The 20,265-nt window shown below is 30.9% G+C and carries 17 protein-coding genes; all 17 read left to right on the top strand.

Features of this window, described 5'->3' with window-relative positions; translation table 11 throughout:
* The first annotated feature begins 116 nt into the window (after positions 1 to 116).
* The 17 genes from EDC18_RS11885 to EDC18_RS11805 all read left to right on the top strand — a co-directional run bounded on the left by EDC18_RS11885 (position 117) and on the right by EDC18_RS11805 (position 20,262).
* Complete coding sequence (locus tag EDC18_RS11885; RefSeq protein ID WP_132253446.1) at positions 117 to 1,484, top strand: RelA/SpoT-related domain-containing protein; 1,368 nt, start codon at positions 117 to 119, stop codon at positions 1,482 to 1,484.
* A gap of 216 nt (positions 1,485 to 1,700) precedes the next feature.
* Positions 1,701 to 2,078 (top strand): GntR family transcriptional regulator, encoded by a 378-nt coding sequence (locus tag EDC18_RS11880; protein ID WP_132253444.1) that lies wholly within the window; start codon positions 1,701 to 1,703, stop codon positions 2,076 to 2,078.
* 95 nt (positions 2,079 to 2,173) lie between these two features.
* Positions 2,174 to 2,953, top strand: coding sequence for a hypothetical protein (locus tag EDC18_RS11875; protein ID WP_132253443.1), 780 nt, complete (start codon positions 2,174 to 2,176; stop codon positions 2,951 to 2,953).
* 11 nt (positions 2,954 to 2,964) lie between these two features.
* Positions 2,965 to 4,176 carry a hypothetical protein gene (locus EDC18_RS11870; protein ID WP_132253441.1) on the top strand — a complete coding sequence of 404 codons (1,212 nt, stop codon included), beginning with the start codon at positions 2,965 to 2,967 and terminating at the stop codon, positions 4,174 to 4,176.
* Positions 4,177 to 4,189: 13 nt separating this feature from the next.
* Positions 4,190 to 5,380, top strand: coding sequence for a hypothetical protein (locus EDC18_RS11865; RefSeq protein WP_132253440.1), 1,191 nt, complete (start codon positions 4,190 to 4,192; stop codon positions 5,378 to 5,380).
* 51 nt (positions 5,381 to 5,431) lie between these two features.
* Complete coding sequence (locus tag EDC18_RS11860; RefSeq protein WP_132253438.1) at positions 5,432 to 6,151, top strand: ATP-binding cassette domain-containing protein; 720 nt, start codon at positions 5,432 to 5,434, stop codon at positions 6,149 to 6,151.
* A gap of 50 nt (positions 6,152 to 6,201) precedes the next feature.
* Entirely contained in the window at positions 6,202 to 6,984 is a 783-nt protein-coding gene (locus EDC18_RS11855) for a hypothetical protein (protein WP_132253437.1), read from the top strand.
* A gap of 37 nt (positions 6,985 to 7,021) precedes the next feature.
* Positions 7,022 to 8,239 (top strand): hypothetical protein, encoded by a 1,218-nt coding sequence (locus EDC18_RS11850; protein ID WP_132253435.1) that lies wholly within the window; start codon positions 7,022 to 7,024, stop codon positions 8,237 to 8,239.
* Positions 8,240 to 8,245: 6 nt separating this feature from the next.
* Complete coding sequence (locus EDC18_RS11845) at positions 8,246 to 9,460, top strand: hypothetical protein (protein ID WP_132253433.1); 1,215 nt, start codon at positions 8,246 to 8,248, stop codon at positions 9,458 to 9,460.
* A gap of 36 nt (positions 9,461 to 9,496) precedes the next feature.
* Positions 9,497 to 10,780, top strand: a complete 1,284-nt coding sequence (locus tag EDC18_RS11840; protein WP_132253431.1) for a hypothetical protein — start codon at positions 9,497 to 9,499, stop codon at positions 10,778 to 10,780.
* Between the two features lie 16 nt (positions 10,781 to 10,796).
* On the top strand, positions 10,797 to 12,032 hold the full coding sequence (locus EDC18_RS11835; protein WP_132253429.1) for a hypothetical protein: 1,236 nt from the start codon (positions 10,797 to 10,799) through the stop codon (positions 12,030 to 12,032).
* A gap of 277 nt (positions 12,033 to 12,309) precedes the next feature.
* The gene (locus EDC18_RS11830; RefSeq protein WP_132253427.1) at positions 12,310 to 14,301 is read left to right on the top strand and encodes a rhamnogalacturonan lyase family protein; all 1,992 of its coding nucleotides are present in this window, start codon (positions 12,310 to 12,312) and stop codon (positions 14,299 to 14,301) included.
* 141 nt (positions 14,302 to 14,442) lie between these two features.
* Complete coding sequence (locus tag EDC18_RS11825) at positions 14,443 to 15,840, top strand: serine/threonine protein kinase (protein ID WP_132253425.1); 1,398 nt, start codon at positions 14,443 to 14,445, stop codon at positions 15,838 to 15,840.
* Positions 15,841 to 15,914: 74 nt separating this feature from the next.
* The gene (locus EDC18_RS11820) at positions 15,915 to 17,069 is read left to right on the top strand and encodes a sensor histidine kinase (protein WP_132253423.1); all 1,155 of its coding nucleotides are present in this window, start codon (positions 15,915 to 15,917) and stop codon (positions 17,067 to 17,069) included.
* 375 nt (positions 17,070 to 17,444) lie between these two features.
* Positions 17,445 to 18,098: a response regulator transcription factor gene (locus EDC18_RS11815; RefSeq protein WP_165878571.1), complete on the top strand. Its 654-nt coding sequence runs from the start codon at positions 17,445 to 17,447 to the stop codon at positions 18,096 to 18,098.
* Positions 18,099 to 18,207: 109 nt separating this feature from the next.
* Positions 18,208 to 19,161 (top strand): hypothetical protein, encoded by a 954-nt coding sequence (locus EDC18_RS11810; RefSeq protein WP_132253422.1) that lies wholly within the window; start codon positions 18,208 to 18,210, stop codon positions 19,159 to 19,161.
* A 165-nt stretch (positions 19,162 to 19,326) separates the two neighbouring features.
* Positions 19,327 to 20,262, top strand: coding sequence for an ABC transporter ATP-binding protein (locus EDC18_RS11805; RefSeq protein WP_132253420.1), 936 nt, complete (start codon positions 19,327 to 19,329; stop codon positions 20,260 to 20,262).
* Positions 20,263 to 20,265 lie beyond the last annotated feature (3 nt).

Below are 20,265 nucleotides of genomic sequence, written 5' to 3'. Positions count from 1 at the left end.
GAAGAAGATGGGAATAGCATCTTCTTTTTTTTAGGCAAATCACACAAAATCACATAGGACAAAAAGTCGAAACATGTTATAATTAAGTTAAAAAATATTAAAGGAGTAGGGTTATAGTGAATGAAAACAAATTGGAATTGTTCTCTTTAACAGAAGGAACAGTACAAATATTAAATAATAATCAGGAGCTGTATATAAAAGCTGTATCAGAAATAACGCTACACTTAAGTAAACTCTTTAAGAATTTTGATCAACTAATGGATATAAATACAAGAATAAAATCACCATCAAGTTTAAAAGAAAAGATCATTAGGAATAAACTGTATAAATTACATAAAACACCAGAAGAAATAATAGATAATTTATCTGATTTAATAGGTGTCTTAATTGAATGTAGATTTAATAAAAACGAAGGTGAAATACTAGAGATTATAAAACATAAGTTTAATGAGAAGAATGAAATGGGGTTGTATTATAACACCAACATTCCCAATATGTTTTTTGACTTAAGTGCAGAACAACCACAAATACAAAAAAATGGACATAAAATATATAGAATAGATTGTCAATATATTATAGATAATACAAAAGTGAATTTTGAGTTGCAAATAAAATCTCTAGTCAATACCTTTTGGTCTGATATAGAACATAAAGTTATTTATAAAAATAATGTTTATATTCCATACTCAAGCTATATTATGGAAATGTTAACAGCCATAAAAGGTAACTTAGTAGGCATAGACAAAATGTTACAGTTAGTAAATGATCAAATCCAAGATTCAAGTGCCCATAAAGCCACGGCTCAAATCGATTTTAACCTTGCCATTGCTAAACTGATAAGTGATACTTTTGTAGCGAAAATGAGTGAATCAATTGGGTTTACTGTTAACTTTAAAAGCATTTGTGATTTAATCAGTGGGTATATCGTTAACAAATACAATGATTTGCCAGTAAAGGAAGCTCAATCAGCCTTCTTAGATTTGGTACATCGATTTAATGATATCTATGGCAGAGAAATTAATTGGGAAGAAAAAATATATCTTGAAGGGGAATTTGTTGGAGAAGATAAATTTTGCCAAATATTTGGTGACAGATTAATATCCTTTATGAATACTGATTTTGAATGGCATATATTCTTCTTAATACTTTTCCAAATTGAATCAGATAGTAACAATTTAGAGAGTTTTAGTGACTTTATGAGTACGTTAAAATATTTCTACTCGGATAAATTGCTGTATAAAGAATTATATAGGGAGTTTCCAGAGGAAGATGCAGATCGAATTCATAGTGAAATAACGGAGGTTTTAGCATACACTTTATCTACAGCAGCTAGCATTACCATTATTGATAGTGAAAATGAAAAAATATTAAAGCTTATAAGTGAGGTTATAACCTATATCATTATTAATTTTAATTCTTATGAAGAATTCTTAGAAAACAAAAAAGCAGTTCGCTTAATGATTTTAGATAAATGGGAACAATAATATGTGAAAAAGTATACTCTATAAGGGGTATGCTTTTTTAGTTTGTAAAATTAATTTCTTTAAAATTCATAAAAAGTGTAAGAAAACCTCCTATTAGATTGTTATATATATAGAGGATTTAAAAGTATACACTTAGTGTATTAATGGCATAATACACTAAAGACAAATAAGGTAGCACCAATAGATTCTATTCAAAGTTAGGTAGGTGATAAAGTTTTGATTGATTTCTCTGAACTTAAATTAAACAATAAAGACCCCGTATATACTCAAATTGCAATGTTTATAAAAAGAAAAATATTGTTAAAGCAGGTTGAAGCAGGAGATATATTGCCATCAAGAAGAGAACTGGCAATTAAGCTAGAGATAAACCCCAACACAGCTCAAAAAGCCTATAAATTAATGGAAGAAGAGGGGTATGTATATACTTGTGGAAACAATGGGAGTCGAATATATGTTAATGAATATATCTACAGAAAAATTGAAGAGGAATTAAGGAAAACTATGACTAAAGAGTTTATTAAATTGGCAAAGAACATTAATTTGTCCTTTAAAGAAGTTGTTGATTTAATCAATGAGATGTGGGATGAGGTATGAAATTTTTAAATGTTTCAAAGATGATGGATTCAAGAAATAGAAATAAAAGAGTATTAAGTATAATAATGAAAGAAAAGGTAAATAGGGGGATTAATATGAAAAAGTTTATTTATTTATTTGAACATGAGTTTAATTATATTTTTAAATATGTATTGTTGTTGTGCGGGTTTTCTATAGCACTCCAAGGATTTTTTATTTGGCATGCTAGGAGAGGAATAAACGTGTATACCTACATTCCTTTTGAAGAAATGTTTATAGGATCAGGAGCAGTGATCATTGCTCTAATAAGCCTTGCGGGAATGATCGGCATATGTATTTTGAGCTTTTATAGTAATTTTAATGAAAGTAAAAGCATTTATACCCTTATGGCATTGCCCCAAGATAGAAAAAATATGTTTTTTGCTAAAATATTAGCATGGTTCGTAGGGTTTATATCCTTAGTTGCAAGTCAATTGCTTATTGGCATTTTAGGGTATGCCATATTTGCACCTACCTATTTAAAGGAGCTAGGGCCAAGAAACATTGTAGAAACTAGAGTCAATAATGGATTATTTTTGTCCTTTGTTAGGTCTGATTTTTACCGAATTGTAATGCCCTTAAGTTTTGAAGGCTTTTTATCTACCTTTGCAATTTTAATCTCTATAATCTTTGCCATTTATTATAGCCTTCTATGTATTAAAGGGATGTATAAAAGAGAAATATTAGCCATTGTTGTTGTTATTCAACTTATTGTTGTTATAAATGTCTTAAGGTATAGAGTGCAACTACCATTTGAGTATCATAATTTATATATTTCTAGTGGCATTCTGTTTGTAATAACAGGTTTCTATGTATGGGATAGTATTAAAATATTAAGGAAGTGTACCTTTATATAAAAGGTGGTGGAATGATGAAGTTTAAAGGAATAACAATATTCATAATATGTCTAAGTATAATAAGCATTTATAGGGTAGGAGCCTATAGATTAGTAAGAGAAGCTACCTTTTATATTGAAGATATACAAGGTGATTCCAGTGTTTTAGATGATGTTATTATAAGTGGTCTAATAAGGGATGAAAAGTATGGACAGTATTTTGAGATAGGTAATAACAAAACAAAAAACAGTTTAATTCCTTATGAAAGTTTATGGACAGATGAACGTATAGATGCATTTTGGTATAGAGAAAAAATGAGTGAGAATACTTATGTACCTAGATTTTCTTTGTTTAGAGGTGAAGATATTGATTATGAAAAAACCATTATGGCATATTCTACGTCATCAACACTTTTATACAACACTGGAGTAAGATACGATATACACTTAGCTGGATATAAACATAAGAATATTTATACTATAATCGACAATAGTTTTTACTTTACAGTGCCTACAGGACCAGGATTTATGGGAGAAAATGGCATATATCGAATTGATGATTTTTCCTATTCTCAAGGGTATTATTATAATCACCTTGAAGCAAAGGGTAAAGTAAGTAGAATTGTAACAATAGATTTGGATAAAGAAGAAAACAAAGGAATAAATATTTGGGGCATAACCAATGTTGAGAACAAATTAGTATTAATAACAAGTATTGATGATGCCTTTACTATAACTGCATATGAACCTGAAACGGGTGAGGTGGTAGTAGAAGAAACTTTTATAGTTAATACCCATAATAACCACCAGTTAAATATTTTTGTACAAGAAAACCTAATGCATTTAGAGTTTTTTACTGAGTTAAGGAACAAGGTAGATAGAGTATATATAACAATAGAGTTGAAGGATGATATAACCATAAAAAACAATACACATTTCAAGGATCATTATATGGATTTATGTACAGGAGAAACACGATTTATTTATTATGTTCAAGATAAATGTTTTATATTTGCAAAGATGTATTCAGAAGAGTATTTTTCAGAGTTTAGTATGTTTGATCAATACAGTATATTTGTATTTGATAATGATGTTCTTTTGTATCAAGGAGCATTCATAACAGATATAGAAGAGGATATGATTGCAGATAGATTAAGAGGCGTACCAACTATAGATTATACCAATAATCAAAGGAAATACCAATATAGAAATATAAAAGAAATAGTCGTAAGGCCTAGAAGATGAATGAGGTGATTGTTTGAAGTATAAAGGATCAATTGGATTAATATTTACAATAATGTTTATAGGATTCTTGGTGGCAAGGGTTCATAGTTTATCAGAAGGATCAACTTTGTATTTCAAAGATATACAAGGGGATATTAGTGTTTTAGAGGATGTGACTATAAAAGGCATAATACATGATAGATACCATGTTCAAGAGTTTACAATAAAAAATAATAAAATCAATAAGAAAATTAGAGCGTTTACCCATTATAAACAATGGAAAGAACAAAGTGTGTCCGAAACTTATAAAGTATGGACTAACGTAAGAGGTAATGTAGTATCCTTTGAATTAACAATGCCTTTTGGAACAACAAGAAGGTATCGCTCAGGGATTGAGCAAGGAGTAGTAGAGGGAAGAGAATATCCTTACGGTATGTTTGATGGGAATAATTTTACGGTAATAGATGATGTCATGTATTTTACATTTAACACACCAATAGGTTACAAAGGTGTTAATGGAATTTTTAAAGCAGAAGGCCCTTTTTATAGAGATGCGAATAATAAGCTTAGACCAACTAGCATTAACAGAATCGTTACACTGGATTTGGATGAAGCGAATAATAAAATGAGTATTTTAGGGATTACTTCTATGAACAATACACTATACCTATTTACTTTAATGGAAAATATTTTAACGGTTACAACGTATGATCCCATAACGGCAGAAATAATTAATAAAGCCTCTGCAGAAATAGATTGGAAAAGGTATCATAATGGTGTCATAATGCTTCATTCGTTAATACTACATGAACAAGATGATTATCTCCATTTAGAATTAATGTTTGGAAGGAATGAAAGAACAATTATTACTTTTGATATGAGAGATGGTGGTGTTGAGTTAAAAAATCTATCAGAGCCTAGAATAGATTATAATAATTTAATTGGTTATACAGATGAACTAGATAATATTTATTATTTAGAAGATAAATTATTTGTGTTTATAAAAATGGACTATAGATATGGGGATAGTAATTATTTTCAATATAACATCTTAGTATATAAAGACGATGCTTTGTTATATCAGGGAGAGTTAGTAACGGATATAGAAGAAGACTTTACAGTGGATAGACTCAAAAGGGAGGCGTTATATACGAGGGGGAACAGGAGATATAGCGGCTATGAGTATAGAGAAATTGATAAAATCGTTGTAACAAAAAGCAATTAAGGTTGATAAAGGAAAATTAAGTTGAAATAAAAATGAAGGGTGAGATAAAAGATGATAGAGTTTAAAAAAGTAAAAAAGTATTATGAAAGAACTATTGGATTATATGAAGTAGATATGCAGATTAAAAAAGGAGAAGTTGTTGGGATCCTAGGGGAAAATGGTTCAGGAAAAAGCACCATGTTAAAAGTTATGATGGGTCTGACAGAAGTAACCTTTGGAGAGGTAAGCATTGAAGAAAAAAAACCATCAGAGTTATATGAAAGAATGGCATTTATTACTGAGGAGGGCAGTTATTTCCCTAATATGACAATTGGAGAATATGGGGAATTTTTATCGGTATTTTATCCTAAGTTTGATCATGAGAGGTATAGAAAACTTACAGATTATTTTGCATTATCTAAACTTAAAAAAATCAAAACTTTTTCAAAAGGTGAAAAATCAAAAGTTGAAATAGCAGCAGGATTTGCAAAAATGGCAGATTACATACTGATGGACGAACCTTTTTTAGGAAAAGATATGTTTACTAGAAAGGACTTTTTAAAGCTAATGGTATCAAGTTTAAAAGAAGAAGAAACCATTCTTATATCAACACATCAATTAAGTGAAATAGAGAATTTTATTGATAGGGCTGTTGTTTTAAGAGATGGCACCATAAAAGCAGATTTTTATTTAGATGATATACGAGAGGAAGGAAAGAGTCTGCCAGAAAAAATGATGGAGATATTAGGATATGATGAGAATCGTTATAAAAGAGTATTCGAAAATCAATAAAACGGTGTTATTAAAGAAGTAATTTGATAAATTATACAGGGGTGAATGAGATGAAAAAATTATATTATTTGTTTGAACATGAATTTAATTATATTTATAAGTATGTACTATTGTTGTGCGTATTTTCCACGGGGCTCCAACTTTTTTTCATTGGCTATAGTAAAAGAGGTCGACATAACTATGTGCCATTTGAAGAATTATTTATGGGATCAGGGGCAGTGATGATAGCAATCATTTCTTTTGCATTTATGTGTTATATATGTATTTTAAGTTTTATTAGTAATTTTAATGAAAGCAAAAGTATATACACATTAATGGCTTTGCCACAAGATAGAAAGAATATTTTCATAGCCAAAATATCTGCATGGCTTACTGGCTTTTTGTCCTTAATTGCAACCCAGGTTATTATTGGTATTTTAGGGTATGCTTTATTTGCACCAACATTCCCAGAGCGAATTTATGAAGGGAGTAGAGTTGTTGATGTTATTAATCTAAAAGCCAGCAATGGATTATTCTTGTCCTTTGTAAGGTCAGACTTCTATAGATTGGTATTCCCATTAAGTTTTCAAAGTTTGTTATCTTCCTTTGCAATATTAATGTCAATTGTATTTGCAATGTATTATATACTCATCAATACAAGAGGTGTTTATAAAACACAAAAATTCGCTGTGGTAATTGTTCAATTGATTATAATCATTATCGTCTTAAGGTATAGAATCCAACTCCCTATGTCTTATCACAACTTATACCTGTCCAGTACCTTTTTATTACTCATCACAGGATATTATATATGGGATAGTATTAGAGTGTTAAGAAAAACAACATTTATATAATAATGTTGATAAAGGAAGGCGGAAGGGGGATAACTTTATGGGAAAGAGAAGGCGTTGGGGGATAGTTACGATAATCATAATATTTATAGCAATGGCTTTAGCGGTAACGCAGTTACACTCTTTAGCAGAGGAGACTATATATATAAAAGATATTAAAGGTGATCCAAGTGTTTTAAAAGATGTCACTATTACTGGGATGGTACAAGATAAATACCAAGGGCAATTTTTTACAATAGAAGAAGGAAAAGTAAGGCAAAAAAGGGAAGCCTTCGATCATTATCTAAACAACACATGGGAAAGAAGAAATTATAGGGAACCTATTAAAATAGATGATAAAGATGAATTGCATTACTTTGAATTCAGGGTAAGTCCAGGAGATAGCGATATTTTAGATGTTGAAGCAAATTTAAGAGGGACATTTGGCTCTATTGGTTACGATACAGGCTTAGTTGGTGTTGAAGGATCTGTTAGAAAAACCAGACAAGGGAAATCCGTAAGTCGTCCATCATTACGTAAGGGAAATGAATACGTCATTGTTAATGAAAAGATATTTTTTACAGTGCCCACAATTTCTGAGTATAGAGGTAAAAATGGTATTTTTAAAGTAGAAAACCTTCCTGATCAAGAAAATAACATACACGAAGAAACTATTAAGAGAATTGTTACTTTTAATTTAAATGAGTTAGAGGATCAGTTTAATGTTTGGGGGATAACTTCTGTAGATGATAAGCTCATCTTAATTACAAGTATAAATGATGACTTAACCATTAGCCTTTATGAAGAATCAGGATTACTCATTGAATCAAAAACCATTGAAACAAATATAGAATATTTCAGATTCTTTGACTTGAATATCATTACTAAGGAAGAAGACATCATTATGGATTTTGAAAGTACGGTTAGGTCACAAAGCCCAGTAATTGTATTTGATGTAAAGAACGGGATTAATATAAAGAATATAACATATCTTGATTTGGTTTATGAGGACTATAAATTATTAAGAGTAGATGCATTTTATTACATAGGGAATAGGTTATATGTTTTTGCAGATATGGGTTCAAAAATGTGGAGATCCGATGACTATGCTTATTATATCTATGTATATGAAAACAACGCATTGGTATATGTAGGGGAATTGGTTACAGAAGTCACTAAAGAACATGTACCAACGCGGCAGGTTGTTGAAAAAGATTTCAGAAACTATGATTATCTATATATAGATAATATAGTCGTTACACCAAACAGTGAGATTTAGGGGGTATTGGTTATAAAACATAAAGGTTTAGTGACACTCATTATAGCTATAATCATTATAACAGCATCTGTAAAAGGAATATATATATTGGCACAAGAAGGCACTTTGTATATAGAAGATATACAAGGAGATGCCAGTGTGTTAGAGGATGTTGTTATAAAAGGGCTTATTCAAGATAAATATGTAGGTAAGACATTTGAATTAAGGGGCAATACAAGTTCAAATGAACATATTTCATATGATCATTATTTAAACAAAAGATGGCATAATGGAAGGGATACAACAGAAAGGGTAGCACTTGGTAGAAATATTTATTTGGAGAATATAATACTACCGATATCCTTTGATCGGTATAGGGTAGAGGAGGATTATCTAAATTGGGTAGATTTTCAGGTATATACCAATAAGGGAACATACACCTATACCTCGGAGGTTAGTGCAAAACCTCGATTAGTAGAAACGGATGAGGGTCAATATCACTATGAAAGTGCAGTTAGCAGCTTAAATAGAACCAATCCTTTTTATACGTTAGTTAATAATGAGATATATTTTACTATACCATCCTCACTTGAATACGCAGGAAGCAATGGCATATTCAAAATAGAGGGAATTGATCATACAGGGAACCTTAATGTATCAAGACTGTCCACTTTAAGTTTGGACAGTGGTGGTATAAAGGTCTATGGCATTGCATCAACGAATGATAAACTTGTTTTAGTTTTTTCTAAAGACGGGATACTAATATTAAATACCTATAGTTTAGAGGGGGGAATCCTTTATTCTAAAAAAATTGTAGAATTAGATAGTAGAGGTAGCGTCTCTAAAATATATTCTGAGAATAATCATATTCACTTAATGTTTAACATGGGGAGTGAGGTTGAAATTTTTACTTTTCTAGTAGACGATAAAGGCATTGAGAAGATAAATCTCTCAACAATTCAAAGAGAATTAGGATCTAGGAATATTATAGCTTTTTATATTAAGGATAAACTGTATATCTTTGAAAATGCAGCAATTGCCCAATCCATAGAAGACAAAAATTATGCCATCCCCAAGTATAAAATTATAGTAACCCAATACGGAGAGTTATTGTATGAGGGTTACATTACGCCATATAGCGTCTTAAATTTTAGATTAAAGTATGATATTAGAATGATTACCAATGAGTACAATGGTAGTTCTTTAAGTTTAGATGAGTTGATTATAGAAATAGATAAGTAGTTAGTTTCAAAACAATAAAAGTAGGGGGATAACTTTATGGGAATTAGAAAGCATAGGGGAAAAATTACAATAACCATAGCACTTATCGTAATGATTTTAACGGTAGTAGGGTTATGTACTCTTGCTGAAGAAGCGACTTTATACATAAGAGACATAAGTGTTAATCCAAGTGTTTTAGACAATATTATTATATCAGGTGCCATAGAAGACAAATACCATGGTCAGTATTTTACAATAGAAAATAGTCAAGTCAATCAAAGGATTAAATTCTATGACCACCATGTAATCAATAAGAAAGAGGATGTCAAAGAATCTCTTTCGGGTATGGTGAAAGTATCAGAAAATATACATTTATCAAATCTTATGGCAAGACAACTTGGTGGCAATAATGCCTTTGTATATGTAAGTGCTTATGGCAGTTTTCCAAGCTTTACAGAACATAATACAGGCATCATTAATGGTATAAGGGATGAAAATACTTACTTAAAAATAGATAACAATAATAATTATACAATACTAAATGAAGCAATCTATTTTACCGTTAATACTTCTCCTGGTTTTAGAGGGGAGAATGGCATTTATAAAGTTGTGGACTCTTATTATGCCAGTTTAACAGTAAAAGGAAAGATAGAAAAAATCAGTCCCATAGATTTAGATGAAACCAATAATCAATTAGGGGTTGTTGGCATAACATCTAAAAATGATTTGCTACTATTAATTACCCAAGTAGGGAATCGTTTAATGGTAACAGCATATAATCCTGAAACAATGGATGTTGTTAGTGAGGACGCTTTGGAATTAGAATTAAGATATCCTAATAGAGAAGTGGTAATAATTGAAGAAAATGATTACATCCATTTGAGTTTTGAATACCAACAAGAAAATTTCTATGAGTTAAGAAATTATGATACAGGGTACTTTTACCCACCTAGTCAAGAGAGAGTAATTGTTACTGTTGAAGTAAAAGAGGCTATTCAAATTATAAATGTTTCTAAAATAGATACATTGGATTTAAAGTATAACATGATTGATATGGATCGAGTTTTTTATATAGAAAACAAATTATTTGTATTTGGAAATATGTTTAGGCTTAAAGAGAATGCGTTTGATTTTAAATACCATCTTTTCGTTTATGAAGAGGAAAATTTATTATATCATGGTGAATTGGTAACGGATATAGGAGAAGATTTTATAGGGTCTAAAGAGGATTATAGAGGAGACAAATTAAAAAGTCTCAATGCATATTACTCTATTGAAAGGTATTTTGAAAGATATGATTTTAGAAATATTCAAGATATGAGGATAGAATTAAGAGGCTAGGAGGTGTATAAAGGATATGAAACATAAGGGCTTAATCACGATAATTGTTACACTAATAATGATTACATCATCTGTAAAAGGAATATATATGTTAGCTCAAGAAGGGACTTTATATATAGAGGATATACAAGGGGATTCTAGTGTATTAGAGAATGTCGTTATAAAAGGACTTATCCAAGATAAATACGTAGGTAAAGCATTTGAATTAGAAGGAAATACAGTGCGCTATGAATACACCTTATATGATCATCATTTAAATAAAAAATGGCAAAAGGGAAGAGAGATAACAGAGAGGCTAAAACTTGGTAGAAATGAATATTTAGTAGATTTACGGCAACTGGTAATGCAAGAGCAAAGGGTTAAAGTGGGAAGAGAATATTTTACTGATTTAAGTGTAGAATTATATACGGACAAAGGCATTGGTTATACCTATACTACAGAGGTTGTTGTAAAAGGTGTTCGTAGATATATTGAATCAGACCCTGATGAATTTAAGTCTTATCATATAGATTATCAAAATTTAAATGGAGGGAATGCAATCCCTTTTTATACATTTGTTGAGGATGATATCTACTTTACTATAACGTCATCCCTAGGCTATACAGGAAAAAATGGTATATTTAAAATTCTAGGATTGGATGAAGAAGAAAAGACTTTAGATGTATCAAGATTAACAACTCTTGAGTTAGGGGATGGGGATATACAGGTCTATGGTATCACTTCCATAGATGATATATTAATATTAATTATATCTATAGATGGCATATTAACAGTAAAAAGCTATGATTTAGAAGGAAAACTACTAACGATTGAGGAAATTGGAAAGATAGACTTGGAGAGTAGTAGCTATGAAATAGTTGTTAAAGAGAATGTGGTATATTTAATAGTCAATATTGAGTGGCACGAAATAAAAGTGATTGTTTTTTCTTTGGAAGATACAGAAATTACAACAAAAAACGTCTCGACAGTAACAACATCTGATTATTCAACAACAACAGAATTTAAATTCTTTTTTATAGAAGATAAATTATATACTTTCCGTACAGATTACTATCAATTTATAGATAGCAGATCTTATTATAATCCAAAGTATGAAATAATAGTTACTGAGAATGATAAATTACTTTATCAAGGTGTTATTATTTCTCAAAATCAAAAAGGGCTCATAGAGTATATTTCCCGGGATACACAAAGATGGCTTCATTCTAGCGATGTTTTAAGCTTAGATGAGTTGGTTATAGAGAAGAGATAAGCAAGGAGCGGAAAAATGTTTTATAAGGCAAAAGGATTAGTAACACAGCATGACAATCGATACTTTCAAATTGAGCGACACAGAGCATATGAAAAGCGTAGAATAGAGGAACTTTCAATCGATGAAAGAAGGTAAAACACTTTGACTTATTAAACTTATAGTATTATAATAATACCATATATTGTAATTATAGCAATGTTTTCAACATATTTTGCACTAGAAGATTAATGCTTTAGTATTAAAGGTTTTACGATACTACATTTTGAAAGGATCGATTATGGTGGATTATATTGTATTACAAAAAGAAGATTTTTCAGATTTTAAAATAGGGGATTTTCCTTATGATCCAGATCATTCTGCTATGGGTGAATATCATTACTATCCTCCAAAAGGATATAGAGGGAATTGGTACAGTAATTTAGCAGATTATGGGTTAAAAGGACCTATGTGGTTAATTGTTAAAGATGGTAATCAGAAGGCAATGGAATCTCAGGTAATGGAATTGGTAAGACCATGGGCATGGAATATGTTGGTCACAGGAAATGAGTCTTGGGATGATTATATATTAGAAGCAGATATAAAAATGTTGAATTCAAATATACAAAGTGGATTGGCTTTTCGTTATCAAAATAGTAGATGTTTTTATGGTGTGTGTTTTGAAGAAGGCAAAATAAAAGCTATAATGAGAAATCACGAAGACTATGTGGAACTAGTATCTGAGTCATTTGTGTTACAAAAAGACAAAAAATATTCAGTTAAAGTGATTGGAAAAGATAATAATTTTTCTGTGTACATTGATGACAAGCTTGTATTAGAATTTAATGACAATACGTATGCTACAGGTAAGGTAGCAATATTTGCTAAAGGACCTACTCAGTTTTCAAATTTATCTGTATCTTGTACAAAAGAAAGCTATGAAAAGCTTTTACAAAAGAAAAACCAAGAAGCATTAGCATTAGAAGAAGAAAGAAAAAAATACCCACAGCCAAAACTATGGAAAACCATTGATTTAAAAGACTTTGGTGCAGGAAGAAACATACGATTTGGTGATTTAACTGGTGACGGGCAATGTGATGTTATTATTGCACAATGTCAAAAAAGAGTTTTTAAAGACCGATATGGTCATATTAGTTGTTTAACTGCTTTTGATTTAGAGGGCAATATCATTTGGCAAATAGGAGAACCTAATCCAGAGCATGGTTATATTTCTGCTGATTTACCTTTTCAAATAGCGGATATTGATATGGATGGTAAAAATGAAGTCATTGTATCAATAGATTTTAAATTAATGATTTTAGAAGGTAGCACAGGAAAAGTAAAAATGTCTATTGATACACCAATATCCGATGACCCAATGGAAACTTTATATTCAGGGGTACCTTTTGATCAATACGCATTTGATCATGTGAATGTAGATTGTATTAGAATATGTAATTTTACAGGTAAAGAAAAGCCAACAGATATCCTTATAAAAGACCGTTATAATAGATTATGGGCATATGACAATCAATTGCAATTCTTGTGGAAATACCATGATGGGATTACTGGGCATTTCCCTTTTACAAAAGACATTAATGGGGATGGAAAAGAAGAAATGGTCGTTGGCTATAACTTAGTAGACTCTAATGGTAAAAAAATCTGGACTTTACCTGTTGAAACAGATCATACAGATGAAATTCTTATAGGTCCATTGGATCCAACTAAAGACGAAGATATTATAGGAATGGTGTCTGGGGATGAAGGATTTATTTTATGTGATTTAGAAGGAAAAATATTATTAAAAGAGCTTATAGGCCACGCCCAAAGAATCAGTGCTGGTAATTTCAGACCAGAAGAAAAAGGTTATGAAATCGCAATAACCACTTATTGGGGAAGCCAAGGCATTGTAATGATTTATAATGGAAAAGGTGAAAGACTATATTCCTTTGAGCCTGGGACAGATGGTAATATGATTACTCCAGTGAATTGGACCGGTGATGGTCAAGATCTCATATTGCTTAATGGGAATGTAGAAAAGGGTGGTATGATTGACGGGTATGGTAGAAGAGTTGTGACTTTCCCTGATGATGGACATCCAGATTTATGTGCTGAAGTTATTGATCTGACAGGAGACTGTAGAGAAGAAATCGTATTGTGGGATAAGGAAAAAATGTATATTTATACACAAGATAATGAAATATCACAAGAAAAGATTTGTGATAAAGAGAAATACCCACATTACAATGGTTCAAATTATAGAGGAGAGTTTTCTTGGCATAAAAAAGGGTAAACTTTTGTCATAATATGTTGAAATAATATAAAATATTATTTACAATAAAGACAAAAGGGTGAAAAGTATATTTATTAACTGAATATGTATGTAGTAATAAAAACCCCTTTTAGGGGTTTTTTGTATTAGGGGGATTTGTAGATGGATAATTTGCTATTTAACAAGTATGAAGTAGTCAGAAAAATAGGACAAGGTGGAATGTCAGAAGTTTTTTTAGTTAGAAACATAAACCTTGGTAACTTTTGGGCTGTAAAAGTCATTAATAAAGCTAACGGGGAGAGATTTGGGTTACTAACAGAACCACATATACTAAAAGAGTTAAATCATCCTGCCATTCCTAAGGTAGTTGATATTGAAGAAGATGGAAAATCTTTTTACATCATTGAAGAATTTATTGATGGAGAACAGTTAAATACTTTTAGAGAACAAAATGCTGATATGAAAGAAGAGTTAATTCTTGATTTTGTAATACAGTTGTGTGAGGTGTTAGAGTATTTGCATTCTCATAAACCATACCCTATTATTTACAAAGACCTAAAACCAGAGAATATATTAGTTACAAAAGATAATAAACTTAAACTGATTGATTTTGGCATTGCCCAAACGGAGTTAAGAAAAGAGAGTGTTTCTTTAGGGACAAAGGGATATGCCTCACCAGAGCAATATAGAGTGGAAGATGTGGATGAACGATCGGATATTTACAGTTTAGGGATGACCCTTTTTTACTTAGTTACTGGAATACATGGAAAGTATGTAAAAGATGATTTACCTAGTATCCATGGTTTTTCAAAGGAATTAATTGGCATAATACATAAATGTACTAGAGCTGTCCCTCAAGAAAGATATCAAGATATAAAAAAATTAAAGAAAGAATTTTTAAGGATTTATAAAAGGGAAAAAACACATAGTATTCAGACAACAAGACCGATTATTATTGGTGTGATGGGAACACAACAAAGGGTAGGTGCTACCCATATGGCTATTACAATAGGGACATATCTTTCTAAAAAAGGCTTTAAAGTTCTTATAAAAGAACATCATGAGTCAGAAGATTTTTTGCTATTTCAGTCCAGTCACTCAAGCAAAATAAAAGAGTATAATACCTTTCAAGTACAAAAAATAGATTTTATGCCTTATGAATTAGAATTCAAGTTTAGTAGGTTAGCTACTCTAGAATATAAGTTTATTGTTTTAGACTTGGGTAGCTTTAATATATCTAAAATCAATGATTTGTTTTTTACTGATATTAAGCTTATTGTTTCAGGAGGAAAGGCATGGGAAACAAATCATTTAGAAAAAGTTTTATTTCATCTAAAAGATGAAGAGTCAATTAATTATATATTTAATTTTATAGATTATAAACTGTATAAAGAAATTATAAAAGGAATGGGGAAACTTACTTGTTATAAGAGTGGATATAATCCTAATCCCTTTGAATTAACAGAAGTGGTAAAGGCCAGTTTAGATGAAATGTTTAAAGAGTATTTACCTTATAAAAAAAGTTTTTATAGAGGATTACTTAAACAATTTAAGAAGTAAAACAATTCATAATTGAATATAAAAAACCAAAATGATATTATAGGTATAAGAAATATTCCAAGGGGTCAGATCTTATGAGTAAAAGAATTAATGTATTCTTTGTATTTCTAGTAATATTTAATATTGTTTTGTTTTATTTTGCACTTAACTTAGAAAATGCAAGTGTTGAAAGGCATAGAATTCTAGTAGGATTATTTGTCTTCCATTTGTGTGCCTTGTTATTAAGGGTTTTTATTTTTAAGAGGCATAAATTATATATATTTCTTTTAATGGTTAGTTTAGGAATAGTTATTGCATTGGAGTTACAATCTAAGTTCGTAGTAAATTATTTTTTTCATTTCTTTTATGTTTTTATAATATTAGAAGGAGCTTATTTCTTATCTTTGAAAAAGAGTTCCATTATAAATATTATTGCACTTTTCCTTTCTATGACAAAATACATACATTTGTTATCTATAGATTTTAATTATAGAAATTTAATTGAAGCTGTCTTCTTTTTTCTAATAAATGGGTTGATTATTGTTACCACTGCTTTTGCAAAGTATTATGTAGAAGAAAAGCAGAAAGCAGAAAAGTTATATAGTGAACTATTAATGGCTCATGAGAGGCTTAGAGCTTATTCCGATGAAATAAAAGATCTTACTGTTGTTAAGGAGAGAAATAGAATTGCAAGGGACCTACATGATACATTAGGCCATAGTATGACAGGGATTATTATGCAATTAGAGCTTGCAGAGAATTTTATTGAAAAAGATATAGAAAAGGCTAAGGGATTAATTATAAAAACAAAAGAAGGGGCTAGAGATAGTCTAAAACAAGTTAGAATGGCTGTTGATACATTAAAAGAAAAGGAAGAAGTTATGGGATTGGATTCTATTAGAAATCTTATTGATAATTTTATGGAACAAACAGAAGTTGGTATTAATTTTGGTGTTCTTGGTAAGGAAAGGGCTTTAAGTCCTGAGGTTTATGTGGTGTTGTATAGAGTGATTCAAGAAGGGTTGACCAATTGTGTTAGGCATGGGAAAGCTAGTGGCGTTGATGTGAAGATTACTTTTAGTGAGGCGTGTTTGTTTCTTTATGTTGAGGATAATGGAGGGGGATGTGAAAATCTTATACTTGGGAATGGGTTAATGGGGATGAAAGAGAGAGTTTTTAGTGTTGGTGGTGAGGTTGTTTTTAGAAGTGGAGTAGATGGGTTTAAGATTAAGGTTTCTATTCCTGTTTAGATTGGATTGGTGTTATTTTATTTTCGTGGTAATTTTCGTATGTGAATGTACTTATACAATAGGTTCCATTAAATATTTCAAGAAATTCTAAGTTCATAGAAATTCAACATGCCTAAGCCTTAGAAACTCCCTTCGGTCAAACATCTAAGGCTTTTTACGGCTTGTTAAATTGCTATGAACTAAGATTTTCTTTTGAAATCTTTAAAAGTCACCTTTTGCAGAAATACATTCACATACTCGTTCCGTTGTTATGAAAGTAGTCAAACTTTATGCAGTAAGACATAGGTTGAGTTTAGAACCTTAATTTTCTAGGGCATCCTTGCGCTTTGCTTAGGATGGGAGTTTGTTATTTAAATTAGAGCAGGAGGGGTTTTTGTGATTCGAGTTATGATTGTTGATGATCAGGATATTTTGAGGGATGGGTTGGCTTTGTTGCTTGGGAATGAAGAGGATATTGAAGTGGTGTGTACTGCCTCTAATGGAGAGGAAGGGGTTAATCGTTGTAAGAATCATTCTGTTGATGTGGTTTTGATGGATATTCGTATGCCTGTTATGAATGGTGTGGAGGCTACTAAGTCGATTAAAGCGTGCCATAAGGATATTAAGGTGCTTATATTGACGACTTTTAATGATGATGAATACATATTTAATTCTTTAAAGTATGGGGCGTCAGGTTATGTTTTAAAGGATTCTTCCCCAAAGGAGATTGCTTGTGCCATTAGGACGGTTCATAACGGGCAGGCTTTTTTTCAAGCCAATGTGGCCACTAAGGTTGTGGAACAGTTTTTGGAGTTGGCAGAGGGTAAGAAGATAGATAAACCTGATAGTAGAATTGGTAGTCTTACAGAGCGGGAAAAGGGTATTTGTAAGTTATTATCAGAGGGTAAAAACAATAAAGAAATAGCAGAAGCTTTATTTATAACGGAAGGGACTGTTAAGAATCATATTACCAATATACTGGTAAAACTGGATTTGCGAGATCGTACTCAACTTGCTATTTTTGCTGTTCGAAATATTAATTCATTTTAATCCTAAGAACATATGACTTTTGTCATATATAAGTGATGACTTAGGCTAGATGTAATAAAGTCATATAGAGAATAGAATAAGAGTATAACAAAGAGAGAAGGTGTTGAGTGTGAAGAAAGTATTGTTAAGTGTGTTAATTATACTGGTAGTTCTTACGGGATGTAATTCTAAAGGGTATGAAACTTATCAGAATGCCATGGATAGATATGGAACAATTAATGAGGGCCGTGAGAAGATTAATGTTTATATTGATCTACAGTTTAACACAGAGAATTTAAGTGAAGAGGAAGTTCAAGAACTAATGATATTTGACAGAATGGATATGGAGTTGGATTTAACATACAATGGAGACCAAGCTATTGCTAAGAATTATATTTATTTTGGTGGAATGGGGATGGAATCCAATTTTTATATGATAGATGAAGATATGTATATGGAAATACCTATGTTTAACTATGTTGTAAAGATAGAAGAGGATGATAATAAAAATGTGGTTGTTATAGATATGGAATCAGATGCATTATCTAAGATAAGGAATATATGGGTAAATGTTTTGAAAGATGAGGATGTGGTGATTGGAGAGAATACCATATTATCAACAAATCAAGGCAATGTTAAAGCGTCTCGTTATATGGTTAATGTATCTGAAGAACAATTAAAGATACTTTTTGACGAAGTTTTAGAAGTGATTGTTGAGGAGTTGGTAAGGTTTGCATTACAGAATAAGCTATTAGAAGATAGGAATTTTAATTTTAGTATTGTTGAAATGAGAGATTTTATTAATAGAATACAGTTAAAAGGGTTTAAAGGGGAGGTTTATATTGATTATGATGGGTATCCAATTTATCAAAGTTATGAGATAGATATTGCATTTAAGGATTCCCAAAGTAGGCAAATAAGTGGCATTAAGCTAGTCTTTGAGGAAGAGTTGATTGAGTATAATAAGTCTCAAGAGTTAGTGTTTCCTGATTTTGGTGCGTTAAATATTAAGAGTATGGATGAGTTTGTTGGTTTGGAATTTATTCAAGGAGATTTTATGGGGCAGTGGATTTTTTGGGAGTAAATTAGTTTTTGTCCCTTCGGTCAAACACTTTTATTTGTATATATATTCTCATACTAGCCCCAAGGCTTAATCTAGCTGTCTGGTTTCGTATGCAAGATTGTTTTTAAAATTAAGGCAAGTTTTTATGTTGAGTATAAACTAAATTTACTTTTTTGGAGGTATGTTATGGCTTTGTTAAGAGTTGATAATATTAGTAAGCGTTTTAAGGATATAAAGGCTGTGGATGGGATTTCTTTTCGAGTTGAGGAAGGGGAGATTTTGGGGCTTTTAGGGCCTAATGGGGCAGGGAAGTCTACTACCATTTCTATGATTTCTACATTGCTAGTGCCTGATTCAGGAGATATTTTCTATAGGGATGGGAGTATTGTTAAGACACCTAAATTGATAAAGAAAGAGTTGGGATATATTCCTCAAGAAATAGCCCTTTATCCTACTTTGTCTGGTATGGAGAATCTTCAGTTTTGGGGAAGAACTTATGGTTTAAGAGGTAAAGAGCTAAAAGAAAAAATTAAAGAAGTTTCAGATATTATTGGGATTGATAAAAGATTAAAAGATAAAGTGGATAAGTATTCTGGTGGAATGAAAAGACGTCTTAATATAGGGGTTGCCCTGCTTCATAATCCAAAGCTGGTAATAATGGATGAGCCAACAGTTGGGATTGATCCACAATCACGTAAGCATATTTTAGATACAGTTATTGAGCTTAATAAGAAAGGTATGACTGTTATTTACACCAGTCATTATATGGAAGAGGTAGAGTATCTGTGTAATCGCATTTGTGTTATGGATAATGGTAAGGTTATTGCAGAAGGGACTAAAGAGCAGCTAGTAGATATGATTAATGATAAAAAACAAGTTACGATAAAAGTGGATAAAGTTACAGAAGAGGTGATAAGTTGTTTAAAAAACACTGCCTATGTGGATAAAGTTGAAAGTGAAGAAGATGCTATTCTTTTAACGGTTAAAAAACATAATGAAGCATTAAAAGGAATTATAGATTGTTTTACCAATACACCATCTAATATTCTTTCCATTGATGTAAAAGAACCTAATTTAGAGGCTGTGTTCTTGCATTTGACTGGGAGAGCATTAAGGGATTAAGGA

The sequence above is a fragment of the Natranaerovirga pectinivora genome (assembly GCF_004342165.1).
Classification (GTDB): domain Bacteria; phylum Bacillota; class Clostridia; order Lachnospirales; family DSM-24629; genus Natranaerovirga; species Natranaerovirga pectinivora.
The sequence above is the reverse complement of the archived record's forward strand: the minus strand, read 5'-3'. Positions and strand labels throughout refer to the sequence as shown.

What these genes read in the sequence shown, in the direction of transcription:
- EDC18_RS11875 (WP_132253443.1), top strand. Translation starts at nt 2,174, where the DNA reads ATGAAAAAGTTTATTTATTTATTTGAACATGAGTTTAATTATATTTTT.
- EDC18_RS11870 (WP_132253441.1), top strand. Translation starts at nt 2,965, where the DNA reads ATGATGAAGTTTAAAGGAATAACAATATTCATAATATGTCTAAGTATA.
- EDC18_RS11860 (WP_132253438.1), top strand. Translation starts at nt 5,432, where the DNA reads ATGATAGAGTTTAAAAAAGTAAAAAAGTATTATGAAAGAACTATTGGA.
- EDC18_RS11855 (WP_132253437.1), top strand. Translation starts at nt 6,202, where the DNA reads ATGAAAAAATTATATTATTTGTTTGAACATGAATTTAATTATATTTAT.
- EDC18_RS11850 (WP_132253435.1), top strand. Translation starts at nt 7,022, where the DNA reads ATGGGAAAGAGAAGGCGTTGGGGGATAGTTACGATAATCATAATATTT.
- EDC18_RS11840 (WP_132253431.1), top strand. Translation starts at nt 9,497, where the DNA reads ATGGGAATTAGAAAGCATAGGGGAAAAATTACAATAACCATAGCACTT.
- EDC18_RS11835 (WP_132253429.1), top strand. Translation starts at nt 10,797, where the DNA reads ATGAAACATAAGGGCTTAATCACGATAATTGTTACACTAATAATGATT.
- EDC18_RS11830 (WP_132253427.1), top strand. Translation starts at nt 12,310, where the DNA reads ATGGTGGATTATATTGTATTACAAAAAGAAGATTTTTCAGATTTTAAA.
- EDC18_RS11825 (WP_132253425.1), top strand. Translation starts at nt 14,443, where the DNA reads ATGGATAATTTGCTATTTAACAAGTATGAAGTAGTCAGAAAAATAGGA.
- EDC18_RS11820 (WP_132253423.1), top strand. Translation starts at nt 15,915, where the DNA reads ATGAGTAAAAGAATTAATGTATTCTTTGTATTTCTAGTAATATTTAAT.
- EDC18_RS11805 (WP_132253420.1), top strand. Translation starts at nt 19,327, where the DNA reads ATGGCTTTGTTAAGAGTTGATAATATTAGTAAGCGTTTTAAGGATATA.